Annotated in this window: 6 protein-coding genes; 3 read left to right on the top strand and 3 right to left on the bottom strand. The window is 72.5% G+C overall.

From position 1 onward, the window contains the following. The first annotated feature begins 568 nt into the window (after positions 1–568). Positions 569–3,775 (top strand): FxSxx-COOH system tetratricopeptide repeat protein, encoded by a 3,207-nt coding sequence (gene fxsT / locus ACILSK_RS02070; protein WP_395725427.1) that lies wholly within the window; start codon positions 569–571, stop codon positions 3,773–3,775. On the opposite strand, the gene ACILSK_RS02075 is transcribed toward fxsT (ACILSK_RS02070), so the two are convergent. Beyond that, positions 3,736–4,365, bottom strand: coding sequence for an RNA polymerase sigma factor (locus ACILSK_RS02075; protein WP_395725428.1), 630 nt, complete (start codon positions 4,363–4,365; stop codon positions 3,736–3,738). The genes fxsT (ACILSK_RS02070) and ACILSK_RS02075 overlap by 40 nt on opposite strands. 310 nt (positions 4,366–4,675) lie before the next feature. Here ACILSK_RS02075 and fxsT (ACILSK_RS02080) point away from each other — a divergent pair, with 310 nt between their 5' ends. Together fxsT (ACILSK_RS02080) and ACILSK_RS02085 are read left to right on the top strand one after the other, a co-directional pair. Next, positions 4,676–7,813 (top strand): FxSxx-COOH system tetratricopeptide repeat protein, encoded by a 3,138-nt coding sequence (gene fxsT, locus ACILSK_RS02080; protein WP_395725429.1) that lies wholly within the window; start codon positions 4,676–4,678, stop codon positions 7,811–7,813. Between the two features lie 235 nt (positions 7,814–8,048). Further along, positions 8,049–9,476 (top strand): MFS transporter, encoded by a 1,428-nt coding sequence (locus ACILSK_RS02085; RefSeq protein ID WP_395725430.1) that lies wholly within the window; start codon positions 8,049–8,051, stop codon positions 9,474–9,476. Between the two features lie 81 nt (positions 9,477–9,557). On the opposite strand, the gene ACILSK_RS02090 is transcribed toward ACILSK_RS02085, so the two are convergent. Both ACILSK_RS02090 and ACILSK_RS02095 read right to left on the bottom strand, forming a co-directional pair. Beyond that, a complete protein-coding gene (locus ACILSK_RS02090; RefSeq protein ID WP_395725431.1) occupies positions 9,558–15,203 on the bottom strand; it encodes a DUF3320 domain-containing protein in 5,646 nt (1,881 codons plus the stop codon). 100 nt (positions 15,204–15,303) lie between these two features. Beyond that, positions 15,304–16,983 carry a plasmid pRiA4b ORF-3 family protein gene (locus ACILSK_RS02095; RefSeq protein ID WP_395725432.1) on the bottom strand — a complete coding sequence of 560 codons (1,680 nt, stop codon included), beginning with the start codon at positions 16,981–16,983 and terminating at the stop codon, positions 15,304–15,306. Positions 16,984–17,003 lie beyond the last annotated feature (20 nt).

The following is a 17,003-nucleotide window of genomic DNA, read 5'->3' on the forward strand; positions in this document are numbered from 1 at the left end:
GCACACGACAGCGACCCAGCAGGACCGGGCCGATCGATCAGGCTACCCGTCGGGTCGGGCAGCAGCAAATCGCCTGGCGATTCGGTCAGGGCTGAACGCCCGTCCCGGCCCTGATGGCCAAACGGGCGCCGGTCCGACTTCCGGTCCGGCGGGCGGCAATGGACGCCTCGCCAGGGGCAAGTCAGACCTCAGCGCTGGGTGCTTCGTCCGATGATGCTACTCGCCCCGGCCCGAGCCGCCGGCCCGAGCGGCGCCGCGAGCCGGACCGGGGTGCTGAGGTCGCCGCCGTCGGTCGCAGGCGATGACGGCGCCGGCGGCACGGGCGAGGGGGAGCAGGCACCGGGCCCCGCTACCCCGAATCGGCCCCCCGGGTTCGAACCATGTGAATTGGGGTTCACGACCCGTGAATGAGGGCGGTGATGTGAACCACCCGAGAATTGGCACCGGGGAACCGAGGAATCCAATAAATGAATTCAGATCATCGAGCCACCTCGATACGCTTCCGCCCTGGGTCCAACGGCAGGTGACTCGCCGGCGGGCCGGCGGTCCGGACGGGCGGGTGGGCGCGATGGGCAGGGCAGGCGGGCCGGCCGGGTGGACGGCGAACGGGCTGCACATCCAATTGCTCGGGCCATTGCGGGTGCTGGACGCGGGTCGACCGGTGGCCCTGGGCGGCCGTCAACAGCGTGCGGTGCTGGCTCTGCTCGCACTGGGCGCCAACCGAGTCGTCACGATCGACGAGCTGCTGGCCGGAATCTGGGGAGATCGGGCGACCGACGGCTCCGTGAACGTGCTCCAGGTCTACGTGTCACGGTTGCGCCGGTTGGGCACCGACGGCATTGCGATCCACCGACAGGACCCCGGTTACCTGCTCGAGGCCGACGCCGAATCATTGGACCTGCTCGGCTTCCGGGACCTGGTCGAGCAGGCCCGGCGGATCCGGCCGGTGTCGGCGGCGCGTGCCGGGGAACTGCTGCGGACGGCCCTGACCCACTGGCGATCGGCCCCCCTGCAGGAATTCGCCGGCCTTCCGTTCGCCGCCGCCGAGTCGGCCGGGCTGAGCCGCGAGTGGCAGGCCGCGGTGAGCGGCCGGGTCGCGGTCGACCTGAGCCTGGGACGGTCGACCGAGGTCATCCCCGAGCTGGCGGTGCTGATCGAACAGAACCCGTTGGCCGAGGACCTGCACGCCCAACTCGCCCTCGCGCACTATCGCTCGGGGCGGCAGGCGGACGCCCTGGAGGTCATCCGGCGGATCCGCACCCGGTTGGCCGACGAACTGGGCGTCGATCCCGGCCGCCGACTCCAAGACCTCGAACGCGCGGTCCTGGCGCACGACCCGCGCCTGGCCGGCGAACTCCCGGCAGCGCCCGGCCGTGCCGACGCCGAGGCAGCAGGACCGGCCGAGCTCGAACTGGGCCACGCTGCCACCGGTGGGCCCCGGCCGGGCCTCACCGACGACGCCGGTTGGTCGACGGACCCGCCACCGGCCCACCGGGTCTGGCACGCTCCGGCCCGGAATCCCCATTTCACCGGTCGTGAGGCCCTGCTGGACAAGATGTCTCACCGGCTCCGGCGCCGAACGGACACCGTGGCGGTGGAGACCGTCTACGGTCTGGGCGGGGTCGGAAAGACCCATCTGGCCATCGAATTCGCGCACCGGTTCGCTGACTCCTACGCCGTGGTCTGGTGGATCAACGCGGAAGAACCGACCTTCATCCCGTCCCAATTGGCTCGGCTCAATGCCGAGCTCGGGTTACCCCCGCGGGCCTCGGCCGACGACCTGGTCGCGCAGGTGCTGGGGCATCTCGGGCGGACCGGTCACTGGTTGCTCATCTTCGACAACGCGGCCCGGGTCAGTGATGTCGCGCCGTACCGGCCCTTCGGCTCGGGCCACATCCTGGTCACGTCACGGAATCCGCTGTGGGGGGAGATCGGCAGTCGCACCCCGATCGACGTGCTCGACCGGGACGAGTCGTTGGCCTTCCTGCGATCCCGGATGCCCGCCCTGGACGACGGGACGGGCAGCCGGTTGGCCGCCGAACTCGGCGATCTTCCGCTGGCCCTTGCCCAGGCGGTCGCGTACCTCGAAGCGACCGACATCGATCCGGGCGAATACCTGGATCAGTTCAGCCGGCGGCGGTCGGCCTTCCTGGCCCGCGGCGACGTGCTCGACTACGAGGGACGGCTGGACACGGCGTGGGACATGTCGCTGCAGCGGCTGGCGGCGACCTGCCCACCGGCGCTCACCCTGCTCGAACTCAGCGCGTTCCTGGCGCCCGAACCGATCCCACTCGAATTGTTCGCCGGCCGGGCCGACCTGGCGACGGACATCCACGCCGATCCGGTCGATCAGGTGGACCGGGTCGATCAGGTGGACCGGGGGGATCCGGTGGACCGGGGGGATCCGGTGGACCGGGGCGATCAGCTGGACGCGGTCGAGACGGCGGTGGGCGGGGCGGCGTCCCTGTCCTTGGTCCGCCGCCAATCGGCGAGCTTCCAGGTGCACCGGCTGGTGCAGGCCGTCATCCGCACCCACCTGACCGAACACGAGCGGACCCGGGTGGCCACCCGGACCGCCGCCCTGCTGGCCCGCGTCCTGGATGGCGACCCGAACGACCCGTCGTCCTGGCCGACGTATCGGCGGCTCGCGCCCCACGTCTTCGCGCTGGGCACGCTCGCCGAGCAATTGCCGCAGGCCCGGCAGCTGCTGTTGGACACCACCGTGTATCTGGGCGGCGCCGCGGCGCCGCGGTGGAGCAGCCACCTGGCCCGGCGGGTTCTCGACCACTGGCGGGTCGCCCTCGGTGACGACCACCCCGACACGCTGGCCATCAGCACGTTCGTCGTGCATTCCTCGATCTGGGCCTGCGCTCCCCGGGTGGCCTGCGAACTCGGCCTGCGCAGCCTGCCGGTGGCCCGCCGGGTGATGGGTGCCGACCACCCGCTGACCCTGCGCCTGGCCGGGTACCTCTCGATCGCGCTGACCGAGGTGGCCGACGTCGTCACGGCCCGGGAGCTGGCCTTCGACACGATCCGCCGCGCCCGGTCGACGTTCCCGGCCGAGCACCCCGATCTGCTGCGGATCACCGCCTACGTGACACTGGCCCTGGCCTGGATCGGGGACCCGGCCGCGACGGATCTGGCGGACGCGACCTACGCGTCGGCCCGTCGGGTGTGGGGCGCAGATCATCCGGTCACCCTGCTCGCCGCCATCGAGGTGGTCTTCGGCCTGCTCACCGCGGGCGACACCGAGGGGATCCGCACCCTGGGCGAGGATACGGTCAGCCGGAGCCGGGCGGTGCTGGGCGACCGGCACCTGATCACGCTGGGCAGCGCGGCGCTGCTGGCGTTGGGTCTGGTGTGGCACGGCGACATCGAGCGGGCGGACGAGCTGCGCCGGGACATGCTGTCGGTGGCCGATCCCGAGATGGCCCCCGATCACGTCATCACCTTGACCATCGCGGCGGCCACCGCGACGATCAGGGCCGCCGATCCGCTCGCCACCGACGACCCACCGGTCACGGAACTGGACATCGCCCGACGGATGCCGGGCCCGGACCATCCGATCACGTTGGCGCTGGCCGCCGCCGCGGCCCGGTTGGCGCAGCGGGCCGGGCACCCGGGCGAGCGGCTGGCGATCGAGACGGCAACCCGGGCCCGCCGGCAGCTCGGAGTCGGGCATCCACTGGCCCGGATCCCGGTGCCGGTCGGCCGACCGGGCACCGGGCATCGACCTCAGCCGGCCTCGGCTGCGGTCCCGGCGGCGTCCAGGTAGTTCCGCAGGGCCGGCATCCGGCGCAGGCGGGCCAGACTGCGGGCGCGGGTCGGTCCGATGCTGCCCTGCGGGATACCCAGCGCCTCGCTGATCTCCCGGTACGAGGGGTGGGCGTCCGCGTGCAGCAGGATGAGCAGGCGGCGCTGGGCCGCCGGCAGCTCGGCCAGGCCGGCGCGGACCGCCTGCCCGGCCTCCTGCCGCAGCAGGTCGGCGCTGCCGTCGGCCACCCCCGTGCAATCCAGAATGCGCTCGAGGTCGGCCGGATCCATCGCGGTCGACCTGACCTGCGCGGTGCTCAACCGCAGCGCCTCGTGTTGCGCGGTCGTCTTCAGCCAGCCGGGCAATGCCCGCGGCTCGCGGATCCGGGACAGATTCTGGAAGCAACGCATCCAGACGGTCTGGGTGACGTCCTCGACGTCGCCGTCGGTGAGCCGGTAGCCCCGGGCGACGTTGCGGATCAGCGACGTGTAGCGGTTCACCAGGCTCGCGGTCGCGGCCCGGTCTCCGCCGGCCGCCGCCGGGATCAGCACGTCCAGGCTCTCGCTTGCGGTGGTCTGCGCTGGCAGCGCCGGGTGACTGGTCGACAGCATGTCCCCTCCTGATTCTCTGGACGTCGCCGCGGTCCGGCACCGACGTCCGCTCTGCTGAACCAAGGTTCGGGGGATGGGCTGGCGGCTCACTGAACGTCCGCTGAACGCGATCGCCCACGGTCGTTCAGCGCAGTCCGATCGGCCGTTCAAACGCCGATGGCAATGTCGGGGACCCACACCGACCTGGTCCGACGAGTGGATTCGGGGCCGGATGACGCCCGGGCCCGGACCCGCCGGCGCTATGCTCGGCGGCACGCCCGATCGCCGGGGAACCGTGTCCGACGGGTGGCGGGACCGTCCGGGGGTCGTCATGCAGATCCGATTGCTCGGACCGATGCAGGTCTGGCAGTTCGGCGAACCGGTCCCGCTCGGCGGACCTCGGCAGCGCGCGGTGCTGGCCATCCTGGCGCTCAATGCGAACCGGACCGTCCCCGCGGATGCCCTGGTCCGCGGGCTGTGGGGGGATCGGCCGTCGGGGGGCGCGGTCAATGCCGTGCAGGTGTACATCTCCCGGTACCGTCGGGCGCTTGCCCTGGCCGCCGGGGGGGCCGGCGCACCGGACGGAATCCAACTGCTCCGCCACGGTGCCGGATATCTCCTGCGGCTGCCGGCGGACGAGATCGATCTGACCCGGTTCGAGGCCCTGACCGAGCAGGGACGGCGCGAGGTCGCGGCGGCCCCCCGGGCCGCGGCCGCGACCCTTCGCGAGGCCCTCGATCTCTGGCGCGGGGGTGCCCTGCTCGAGTTCGCCGGGATGCCGTTCGCCGAGCCCGAGATCGTTCGGCTGGACGAGTTGCACCGCCGGGCCGTCGGCGGTCGCATCGACGCCGACCTGGCGCTGGGCCGGCACGTCGACCTGCTGGCAGAACTGGAGCTGCTCACCGCGGCGCACCCGCTGGACGAGGGCCGCCATGCGCAGTTCGTGCTGGCGCTGTATCGCGCAGGCCGGCAGGCCGACGCGTTGGACACCTACCGGGGGTTGAGGTCGCGGTTGGCCGCCGAGCTCGGCCGACCACCGACGGCGGCGTTGACCCAGCTGGAACGAGCCGTCCTCGACCACGACCCGCGGCTGGACTGGCGGGGCGCGGCCGACGTGGGCACGGGAGCTGCCGGCGCGGGCGATGTCGGCACGGGCGCCGGCCCCGCCGGACCACCCCGCCCGACGCCGTCCCAGCCGGCTGCGAATGCACCGTCGCCACCCCGGGCCACCGAACGGGGCCGGGTCGCAGGCGGGCCCGGCCGGGTCGTGGCCGGGCCCCCGGGGGTCCCGGCCGGGCCCGGGCGCTCGGCCGAACCGGTCGGACCGGTCGGAACTCCCGGGTCGCATCCGCCGGCCGCCCGCCGGCGGCCCGACGTGTGGAACGTGCCCGCCCGCAACCCGCACTTCACCGGTCGCGACGCGGTCCTGCGCACGGTGGCGGAGCGGCTGGGCCGGGGCGAACAGACGCTGGTGGTGCAGGCGCTCTACGGGCTGGGCGGGGTCGGCAAGTCCCAGGTGGCCGTCGAGTTCGCGCACCGGCAGGCCCACCGGTACCGGGTCGTGTGGTGGATGGACGCGGAACAGCCGATGCTGATCGGCGACCAGATCGCCCGGCTGGCTCCGCCGCTGGGACTGGCCCGGACCGGGTCGGCGCAGGAGACGGTTCACCTGGTACTGGCCGAACTGGCCGCCCGCACCGACTGGCTGCTGATCTTCGACAATGCCGAACGGGTCGGCGACGTGGCGGGTTATCGCCCCTCCGGCACGGGCCACATCCTGATCACATCCCGCACCCCTGGATGGGGCGAACTCGGCGGCCGGATCGCGATCGATCTGCTCGACCGGGCCGAAACGATGGACCTGTTCCGATCGCGGCTGCCGGCGATCGACGACCTGGTCGCCGCCGATCTGGCCGGCGAGCTCGGCGACCTTCCGCTGGCCGTCGCCCAGGCCGTCGCGCACATCGAGCAGTCCGGCATGGACCCGGCGGAGTACCTGCGCCAGTTCAGCACCCGGCGGTCCGCGTTCCTGGCCCGCGGCGAGGTGCTCGGCTATCAGGGCCGGGTCGACACCGCCTGGGACCTGTCACTGGAGCGGCTGCGCGCGACCAATCCGGCCGCGCTGGAATTGCTCACCCGGGGCGCATTCCTCGGCCCGGAGCCGATCCCGCGCGATCTGTTCACCCGGGGCCCGGCGGCCGGGTCGGATCCGTTCGAGCTGGCCGAGGCCATCGGCGCCGCGGCGGCACTGTCGCTGTTGCGCCGGACGCCGACCGGCTTCGACATCCACCGATTGGTCCAGGAGGTGATCCGCGCCCATCTGCCACCGGACGACCGCGACCGGATCCGGAATGAGGTCGTCGACCTGCTGGCGGCCGCCCACCCGGGCGACCCCAACGACCCGAGGACCTGGACGGAGTACGCCGCGCTCGTCCCGCACGTCTTCGCGACCGGTGACGCGGTGGATGCGCACCCGGGGGCTCGGCGCCTGCTGATCGACGCGCTCGCGTACTTCAACACCATCAGCGACACCCGGGACGCCCGTCGGGTGGCCGGCGCGGTGCACGACCGCTGGCGACGGACCCTCGGACCGGATCATCCGGACACCCTGACCCTGGCCGCCCATCTGACGCTGGCCATGATGTGGGACGGTGCGGCCCGTGAGGGTGCCGACCTGGGGGCGGACAGCCTCCGGCGAGCGGTGCACACCCGGGGCCCCGACGATCTGCTCAGCCTGCGGTTGGCCAGCTATGTCGCCTGCACCCGGGCCTGGCTCGCCGATGCCGACGGCGCCCGGGCGTTGGCGACCGACACCCTCGACCGGGTCGACCGGGTGATGCCGGCCGACGACCCCGGCCGGCTCCGGCTGACCGCCTACCTCGCGCTGGCCCTGGTCTGGGTCGGCGATCCGACGGCCGTCGACGTCGCCGCCCGGACCCGGGACCGGGCGGGCGAAGTCCTCGGGCCGGATCACCCCACGACGTTGATGGCCGGTGCCGACGTCTGCCTCGGACGGTTGACCGATCCGGACACCGACCGCACCCGACGGGTCGCGCTGGACACCACGACAAGAGCGCGCGCCGTGCTCGGCACGCGGCATCTCATCACGCTCGGCGCCGCGGCGACGCTGGCGTTGGCCGACCTGTGGTGCGATGACCGGCCGGCGGCCGCGCTGGTCGATGCCGAACTGCTGACGGCGACCGACCACCGGCTCGACCCCGACCATGTGGTCGCGCTCATCGCCACTGCCGCCAGCGCGGCCATCCGCGCCGAGACCGGCGTGGCCACGGACGCGGTCGTCGACCGGGCGGCGATCGACCGGGCCCGCCGGTTGCTCGGGCCGGACCACCCGGTCACCCTGATCACCGCCGCCGCGGACCCCGGCGTCACCGCGCAGACCGCCGAGCGGATCGACCGGGTCTTCGGTCCCGGGCATCCGCTGCGGGCCCGCGTCGCGCACCTGGGCTGACCATTTCGGCCTCGCCGTCGCCCCGCCGCCGACCGTCCCATCGCGCAGCGCGCACCCCGGGCCAATCGGGCACCGATGAGTGGGTTCGACACACGTCGACCGGGGAAACGGTGTGGTGTTCACCCACTGCTCGGGGGGCCGGCCGGTCGTAGCGTGACCACGCGGCCCCACCACCCCGCGGCCTTCCCGGCGATGAACCGAACCGACACATCGCCGCTCATCTTCCGGAGGATCAATGACGAACTCACCGTCCGAAGCGAAATCGCCCAGCCGATCGACGATCGTCAAAGTGGTCTCGGCCAGCATGGCCGGCACCACGGTGGAGTGGTACGACTTCTTCCTCTATGGCGTCGCCGCCGCTCTGGTGTTCCCCAAGGTCTTCTTCCCGGCCAGCGATCCCGCGGTCGGCGTGCTGCTGGCCCTCGGCACCTTCGCCATCGGGTTCATCGCCCGGCCGATCGGCGGCCTGGTCTTCGGCCACTACGGCGACATCCTGGGCCGGAAAAAGCTTCTCGTCATCAGCCTGGTGATGATGGGGCTCTCCACCTTCCTCATCGGGCTGCTGCCCGGGTACGCGACGATCGGGGTGGCGGCGCCGATCCTGCTGATCGTGCTGCGCCTGGTGCAGGGTTTCGGCCTCGGCGGTGAGTGGGGCGGCGCAGTGCTGATCGTGTCGGAGTACGGCGACAAGCGGCGCCGCGGCTACTGGGCGAGCTGGCCGCAGGCCGGGGTGCCGCTGGGCCAGTTGATGGCCAACGGCCTGCTGGCGCTGCTCGCCTTGGTGCAGACCGAGGAAGCGTTCCTGTCCTGGGGCTGGCGTATCCCGTTCCTGATGTCCGCCGTCCTGGTGATCATCGGGTTGTTCATCCGGCTCTCCATCGAGGAATCCCCCGTGTTCCGGCAGGCGTCCGAACAAGCCGCAGCACAGGCGGCCGCGGGGGGCGCGGATGCCGACGCGAAGGCGCACATGCCGATCGTCGAGGTGTTCCGCAAGTACCCGCGCGAGGTGTTCACCGCGATGGGCGCCCGGTTCGCCGAGAACGTCTCCTACTACATCTTTACCGTCGTGATTGTCACGTACCTGACCAAGAACCCGCCGGAGCACACCGCGTCCAGCTCGTTCGTGCTCAATGCGGTGCTGATCGGCGCGGCGGTGCACTTCGTGACCATCCCGATCTGGGGCGCACTGTCGGACCGTTTCGGGCGCAAGCCGCTGTACCTGTTCGGCGCGGTCGGCGTGGCCGTGTGGTCGTTCGTGTTCATCTTCCTGATCGACACCAAGAGCTTCCCGCTCACCGTCGTCGCGGTGGTGGGCGGTCTGCTGTTCCACGGGGCGATGTACGGCCCGCAGGCGGCGTTCCTGTCCGAGCTGTTCGGCACCCGGGTCCGCTACTCCGGGGTGTCGGTCGGCTACCAGTTGGCCTCCATCCTGGCCGGTGGCCTGGCCCCGATCGTGGCAGTCGCCCTGTACACCGGATTCGGCAGCGGGTACGCCGTCGCCGTCTACGTCACCCTCGCCTCGGTGATCACGGTGCTCGCGGTAGGCACCTACTCGGAGACCAAGAACCGGGACCTGGCCGATGATCCCGCCTTCCGGCGGGATGCGCCGACGTCGTCGGCCGCGGACCGGCCGGACGCCGCGACTCAGAACGTCCGCCGCTAGCGTTCGCCGGCACCAGGGTGACAGGGCACCGTCCGGCCGGTGGAGCCGACCGGACGGTGCCCGTCAGCAAGGGGTTTCACCTCACTGCGGCCCGGCCCGCAGCTCCCGACGCTCGTTGCGTCGGATCCGATCCTGCCCGATCACCCGGGAGACCGACGCGGCGATCGCGTTCTGGATGTCGGGTCCCGAACGCTGCCACCCGAACAGCCGGGCCACCGCGACGGAGAGCTGTTCCTCCTCGATGACAATCGCGTCCCGCACGGTGCCGACGACCGCCAGGTCGATCTCCTCCGGCGGGATCGACAGCACGGTGCGGGAGCCGTCGACGCCGGTCGGCACCCGCACGGCCGTCAATTCCCGGCCGTCGATCCGGTAGAACCCGGCGGCGTCGCGGCCCACCTCGACACCGTCCACCCGGACCCGGGACAGCACGTACTCGGCGTTCGACCGGATCTGTGCCCCCATCCGACCGATCCCCCAGGCCTCGCGGAGTCGCGCGAACAGCACCGTCTCGTGCACCGGTGCCTCCACCCGGATGACCGATTCGAAGAAACGGCGCAGTCCCGGCCGGGCCTCGGGCGCACGCGGATCGTGGGTGGGCGGGGCGGCGGGGACCGGGGCCGCCCGGTACGGCTCGGCCCAGCCGGGTACGGCCGCCGGATCGATGTCATCGAAGCGGATCTCGGCCCGGGGAGTCGTTTCCCGGGCGGCCCCGTCGTCGGGGTGGGAGTCGCCGTCGTCGGCCAGGCGATCGCCGGCGGCGGCCATCGCCTGGTCCAGCGCGGCTCGCAACCGCGCCTCCTGGATCGAGCGGTCCCGCCACCAACTGATGCCCCAGATCCGGTGGATCCGCCAGCCCAGTCCGTGCAGGACCTGGTCGCGCAACCGGTCTCGGTCCCGCGCGGTCGCTGCGGAATGGTAGGCGGCGCCGTCGCATTCGATACCGAGCAGGTACTCGCCGGGCCGGTCCGGATGCCGCACGGCCAGATCGACGCGATAGCCGGCGGCGCCGACCCTCGCGTGCACCGGGTACCCCCAGGATCGGATCACCTGGGCGACCTGCGTCTCGAATTCACCGCCGGCCTCGGACTCCCCGGCCACGGAGTCGTGCGCCAGTGCCGCCGACCCGCGCGCGGCGAAATCGAGGTAGCCGCGCAGGTGCAGCGGACCGGCCGAGGTCACTCCGGTGATCTGCGCCGGCTTGAACGAGCTGACGATCTCCACCCGACGCCGGGCCCGGGTGATCGCGACATTCAGCCGGCGCCAGCCCCCCTCGCGATTGAGCGGGCCGAAGTTCATGGTGAACGTGCCGTTCTCGTCCGGACCGTAGCCGACGCTGAAGATGATGACGTCCCGCTCGTCCCCCTGGACGTTCTCCAGGCTCTTCACGAAGAACCCGTCGAGCCGGTCCCGGTGGTCGAGCAGTTCGACGATCTCGGGTCGTCCGGAATCCTCGATCGCGGCACGGACAGCGTCCTCCTGCGCCGTGGAGAACGTGACCACGCCGAGCGAGCGCCCGGGACGGGTGCGCACATGGTGCGCGACGAGGTCGGCGACCTTGCGGGCCTCCACCGGGTTGTCGCGGGCCCCGCCGCGCCGGTACCGCCCATCCACCAGGAAGTGCTCGACTCCGAGATCGGCGCTGTCGAACACCGCGCTGGGGAACGTGCGCAGCGTGCCGTCGTAGAACCGGTAGTTGGAGTAGGTGATCAGGTCCTCGTGCCGGCTGCGGTAGTGCCACGTCAGCGGCATGGAGCGCATGGCCCCGGCGGCCTTGCACAGGTCGAGCACGGACTGGAAGGTGTCCGGGGCGGCGTCGTCCGGGTCGTCGGCCTGGTCCACCTCCGGATCGTCGGCGCGGGCGAAGAAGTCGGTCGGTGGCAGCTGCTTCTGGTCACCGGCCACGATCAGCTGGGTACCCCGGTAGATGCAGTTCACCGCGTCGGCCGGGACGACCTGTGACGCCTCGTCGAAGATGACCGCGTCGAAGCGAATCTCGGGGGTCAGGAAGGTCGAGACGGTCAGCGGGCTCATCATGAAGCAGGGTTTGAGTTCGGTGGCCAGGGAGCCGACCTCGTCCAACAGTTGCCGGATCGGCTTGTGCCGGCTCTTCTTGTTGGCCTCCCGGGTGATGACCTGGGCGGGCCGTCCGGTGAGCGACCGGGGACGGCGCTCCCCGCAGGTCGCCGCGACCAGGGTGTTGGCCTGATTCACCATGCGGCGGTCCAGGTCCCGGTACTGCGCAACCAGCGCGTCGCGCTCGGCGGCCTGATAGCGGTGCAGCCGCTGGTCCCGCTCGATCGTGGTGTCCAGCCAGGCGCGCAGGGCGGCGGCCTCGATCGCGCCGGCGACCTGATCGGCCGGCAGCCCGGCCGCGGCCGCCGCGTCGACGGCAGCGCCCAGCTGCAGATCCGCCAGGGCCGCGCGCTCGGTCGCGAACGCGCACCATTCCGCGACGTCCCGGCGAGCGGTGTCGGCCATCTCCCGCATCGCCTGGGCGGATTCCCGCACGTCGACGTCCAGCTCGACGGTCAGCTCGCGCGCCCGGTCCGGAGTAAAGGCGGCGAGCACCCGGCCCCGGGATCGCACCCAGTCCTCGATCGCGTCGATCAGCAGCCCGGAGTCCAGCGTGAGCGACGACAACCGTTGCGCGGTCGCCGGACTCATCTGGCCGCCGACGGCATCCCGGACCTGGCGGGCCCACTCGAGGGTCGCATCCAGGGCCGCCCAATCGGTGTCGGCCCCGGAGTAGACGGGACCGAGCATGCTGGCGTCGTCCGCGCGCGTGCTCTCCAGGGCGTGGCGGTTCTCGGCGTGCCGCCGGGCGGCGGCGAGCGCCGACCGGGCCTGTGCGAGGGTCAGCGATCGGCCGGCCAGTTCGGCCACCCGCTCGGCAGCCGCGGCGGGACCGCGCAGGTCGTCCGCCCGGGCCGTGCACCACCGGGCGGTGTCGTCCAACGTCAGGTGCTCGATCTGCCGGATCGCCGACGGGTCGAGATGGCCGGTGGTGGAACGAATCCAGCCGCCCACCTGCTCGGTGAGGCGCCGGGCGATCGGGGTCAGTCCCGGGTCGGGTGCTCCCCCGTCGGCCAGTTGCCGGGCCAGCCGCGCGGGATCGACCGTGGCCCCGGCCAGCGTGGCGGCCCGGCGGGCGATCTCCAGGGCACTGCCGAGCCGAGCGAAGTCGGTGTCCAGTCGCCGGTAGGCGGCCCCCAGCGGCGGCGCGAACTGCCGCTCCCGGGCCTCTAGGTCCCGGACCGCCGCCTGCCAGGCCTCCGCGTCCGGCAGCCGCTCCAACAGCCGCCGATCGACCTTCCCGCGCACGGCTACCTCCCGCAGGGTCCGGCGGTCGGCCCGGGCCTGGCCGCTGAACCGTCCGAAGCCGCGGTGGTCACGGGCGAACCGGACGCGCAGGGCGGGCAGGTCCAGGGTCAGAACCTGATCGGTGAACACCTCGCGCAGGCCCTGCCGGTGCCGGCGGACCTGCTCGGTCAGCGGGGCGAGGACGTCGATCGACTCGGCCACCGCGGGCTGCAGGGCGGGGTTGAGCCAGCCCGGCTGCGGCTTGGCCGGGCTCTCGGCCAGCAGGGCGAGTTCCGCGTAGGCGCGGGCCCGACCCAGGGCCAGCCCACCCTCTGGTAGCCCGAGCAGCCGGCCCAACTGGGCGGTGTCCGCTTCGATGCCGCCGAGCTGAACCGGAGCGGAGTCCAGGAAGGAAAGGAGGTCCGGCATCGACGCCGTGCTGGAGCCCTCGCCGGGCGCCCAGGTCAGGCCGGTGAGTCCGGCGAGCGCCTCGAGGTCGCCGTCGTCCACCTCGCCGGCCCGGGCGCCCACGATCCCGGCGAGTTCGGTGCGGGCGGCGATGAGCTGCCCGACCGCCGACTTGCGCGCGGCGAGCAGGTCGGTCACCGCGGTCAGGTCGGCGGTGATCAGCCAGTCGTCGGGCGGATCGGCCGGCGCCGGGGGGCGCCGCTGCGCCAATTGCAGTAGCCGCACCCGGGCCTGCAACGCGGCCAGGCTCATCGGCTGCACCAGGCCGGTGTCGTCATCGACGGCGGCCCCGATCAGCACGACCCCGTCCGCCGACCCCGCCGCGTCGGCAGCGGCCGCGGCCAGCTGCTGGACGGAGTACTCGGTGTGGCTGATGTCGGCCAGCTCTCGCCAGCCGAACCCCTCACCTTCCAGGGCCGGCCGCCAGTTCCGGGACAGGGTGCCGGCCCGGTCGACGATCCGGCGTCGCGTCTCGCCGTCCAACGCGGCCCAGAAGTCTGACGTTGGCAGCGATCCGGCCACCTGAGGCAACCGGCCCAGATCGCCGAGCACGTCGAAGATGGATCGACCCAGCGGCTCCCGGGTCTCGTTCATGGCCAGCGCGTGATCGGTCAACTGCTCACGCATGGCGACGAGCAGCCGCCGATCGTTCTCGGTGAAGAGCGCCTTGGTGACGACCTGCTGCTGCAGGGTGGTGTGCAGATCGTCGACGACCTTGCGCCGCGTCGCCGCCTGCGAGTGCAGTTCGAACAGGAAGGACCCGAGATCGGCCTGCGCCAACCGATCTCGGACCACATCCAGGGCGGCCGCTTTCTCGCTCACGAAGAGCACCGTCTTCCCGGCGGTCATCAGCTCGACGATGATGTTGGCGATCGTCTGGCTCTTCCCGGTGCCCGGCGGGCCGTCCATGACGAAGCTGCGGCCGTCCCGGGCCGCGACGATGCAGGCCCGTTGGCTGCTGTCCGCGTCAAGAATGCTGGCCAGCTGCTCGGCCGGATACCTCTCGTCGAGAGTGGCCGGGTCCGGCGGGTCGAAGGCGAGCTGCTCGGCCAGGGGCGCGTCCGGACCCAGCCCGATCAGCTGCACCTGGGCGTGCGCCAGGATCGTCGACGCGTTGTCGGTCAGGTCCCGGTACATCGCCTCCTTGTGAAAGCTGAAGGTGCTCAAGACCGCCCGCTCGACGACCGCCCAGCCCGGACGGTCGGCGATCGCCGCGCCGATGGCCGCGCGCAGCTCGGGCAGGTCGATCTCGTCCGCGTCCAGGCCGGGCAACTCGACCCCCAGCTCGTTGAGTTTGAGCGCCAGGGTGGGGTTGAGGACCGGGTCGTCGTCGGTGCGGCGGACAAGGTAGGGCCGGTCCCGGGCGGGTCGGGTCAGTTCGACCGGCACCAGCACCACCGGGCTGACGACCGTGGCCTGATCGTCCGGGTCGACCCACCGGAGCATCAGCAGGCCTGCGTACAGCGTCCACAGGCCGCGGTCCGCGTAGAGCTGACGGGTCACGACATCGAGCCGGCGAAGCGAATTCTCCAGCTCGGCCGGCCGCTTGCCGGCGACCCGGATCCCGTTCTCGACGCGCCGCCCGTACCGGGCCAGCGCGGTCTCCGCGGCGGTCCGCGATGCGGTCCCGGATGCCGCGGGGCCGGTCGGTTCCGGCGGTGTGGCCACCGGCGCATCGACCGCCAGGGGGACGTCGGCCGGCGCGGGACGCGAAGCCGGCTCCGGGTCCAGCGTGTACAGGCGGGTGGGCCGGGCGGCGAGCATGACGGCCAGATCGTCCGGGCCGGGCTCGGCAAGCTCCAGCGACGCGGTCCGGGTGTGCTTGAAATACAGCTGACGCTGCCGGCGGTCCAGCGCGACCAACTGACGGCGCCAGGCGTCGAGTTGGCGGCCCAACCTGGCCGACTGGGTCGGATCCAGGGTCGGGTCCAAGGTCGGCGGCGGTCCGTCCGGCATGCGTCTCCCTCAGGGCGATGAATGGCGACCATCGTGTCATCGCCGGGCACCGGTCAGGCACCGCCGGGCCGGGCCGCGATCTGTGAGATTGCCGGTGCGGTCAGCGGCGTCGCCGGACGTACCGGTCCAGTTGATCGTTCAGCTCGTTGATGTCGAACGACGCGACGTCCGATTCCTGATCGAGGGACTCGGCCGGGCCGAAGCTGCGACCGGCCAGGCACCGTGGGTAGCCGACCTCCGGATCTCCCGGGCCGACGTCCTCGACCCGTATCCGCACCCGGCGAGCGCCCGGGTGACAGCGGTACTCGAACGCGGCCCCCGGCGCCGGCACCAGTTCACCGATGGTGACGTACCGGGGGTCATGCTGCCGGGCGGCGGGTTCGCCGGGGCCGTACACGTCGCCGTCGACGGTGAATGCCCACCGATGGACCGAGCTCCAGCCGAAGGCCAGCTGCAGCACGGTATGCAGGGCCGGCAGCCGCAGGCCGGACGACACCTCCAGCCGCCGCCAGACGGTCGGCCGGACGCCCGCGAGGGTGACCTTGATCCGGTGCACGACCTTCGCCCGGGCCCGGGGGTGCGGACCGCCATCATGCATCGCGACGCCGGCGGTCTCCCCGTCGCGATCGGCTGCCGGGTGCCGGGCCGCCGGTGCCGCGAGCCCGGCGGGTGCGGTGGGCACCGCGCCCCCGGCGGGTCCGGCCGCGGGTGCCCCAGGTGCGGTCGGTGCAAGCCCGGCGGGAACGGCGGCCAATCGCCGCAGCCGTTCCCGCACGATCGGGACAAGGCTCTCCATCTCCGCCTCGTCGGCCTCGTCCTCGGCGCACATCGGCAGCTCGAGGGCGGATCGAATACGCCGGGCGGCCTCCGCGGCGTCGATCTCCGCCAGACCGTTCGACCGGGCCATCGAATCCAGCCGCACCCGCTGGGCGAGTTCGTCGACCTCGTCGGTGGGAAACAGGCCGATCAGGCCGCCGCCGGGCTCGTCGACCACGACGACGAACGCGTGGGGTCGGCGACCATAGGTGAACTCGACGACGAGCGCCCGTTCCGGACCGTCCCGGAAGTCGTAGGCCCGCCGGAAGGCGGCGGTGCCCAGCGCGGACACCCACGGCCGATCCTGCAGGCCACCGGCGGCGAGGGTGTTCGCCGTGCGAACGGTCAGGCTGCGGACGTCGCGCGGACCGAGGTGCGTGAGCATCCGGCACATCACCAGGGCCTCCGGCCGGCCGGTGGACCCGGCCTCCTCGACCAGCCGGGTCAGCCCGTCGACCAGGCCGTCGTCGCCCGTGGCACCGTTGAACGACCAGAGGATCTCCGCGGCCGCCAACTCGGCGTCGAAAACGTTCATCTTCTTGTCCAGCAGGGGCTGCCAGACGGCGAGCAGGCCGGCGACCGGGTCGCCGGACAGCATGGCGGTCGCCGCCCGGAGCAGCCCGGCCAGCTCGGCATGATGCTCCCCGCCCAAGGCACGGCTTTCCTCGAGCAGGTCGGGTGGCAACCCGAGCTCCGCCAGCTGGTCGAGGATGTCGTCGACCGGCGGATCGAGTGCGGCGCTGCCCAGCTCCGCCATCTCCCGGGCGATGCCCAGGGCGGCCAGGGGCGGCACATCGTCGCCGGCCAGGCCCAGCCAATCGGCCTCGTCCAAGCTGAACGGGCCCGCATCCGGCTCCCACCCCTGGCCCGTGCTCCGCCCGTGCCTCGGGCCGGATCCCGCGCCGGACGAACCGACGTCGGGAACGGCGTGCAGGTGACCACGTTGGCGATTGCGTCTGGACATCGCGTCCCATGCTGCCACGC

This window comes from Nakamurella sp. (assembly GCF_044224575.1).
Classification (GTDB): domain Bacteria; phylum Actinomycetota; class Actinomycetes; order Mycobacteriales; family Nakamurellaceae; genus Nakamurella.

Excerpts from the sequence above, each read along its gene's own strand:
- ACILSK_RS02090 (WP_395725431.1), bottom strand. The coding sequence starts at position 15,203 with ATGCCGGACGGACCGCCGCCGACCTTGGACCCGACCCTGGATCCGACC.
- ACILSK_RS02095 (WP_395725432.1), bottom strand. The coding sequence starts at position 16,983 with ATGTCCAGACGCAATCGCCAACGTGGTCACCTGCACGCCGTTCCCGAC.
- fxsT (WP_395725429.1), top strand. The coding sequence starts at position 4,676 with ATGCAGATCCGATTGCTCGGACCGATGCAGGTCTGGCAGTTCGGCGAA.
- fxsT (WP_395725427.1), top strand. The coding sequence starts at position 569 with ATGGGCAGGGCAGGCGGGCCGGCCGGGTGGACGGCGAACGGGCTGCAC.
- ACILSK_RS02075 (WP_395725428.1), bottom strand. The coding sequence starts at position 4,365 with ATGCTGTCGACCAGTCACCCGGCGCTGCCAGCGCAGACCACCGCAAGC.
- ACILSK_RS02085 (WP_395725430.1), top strand. The coding sequence starts at position 8,049 with ATGACGAACTCACCGTCCGAAGCGAAATCGCCCAGCCGATCGACGATC.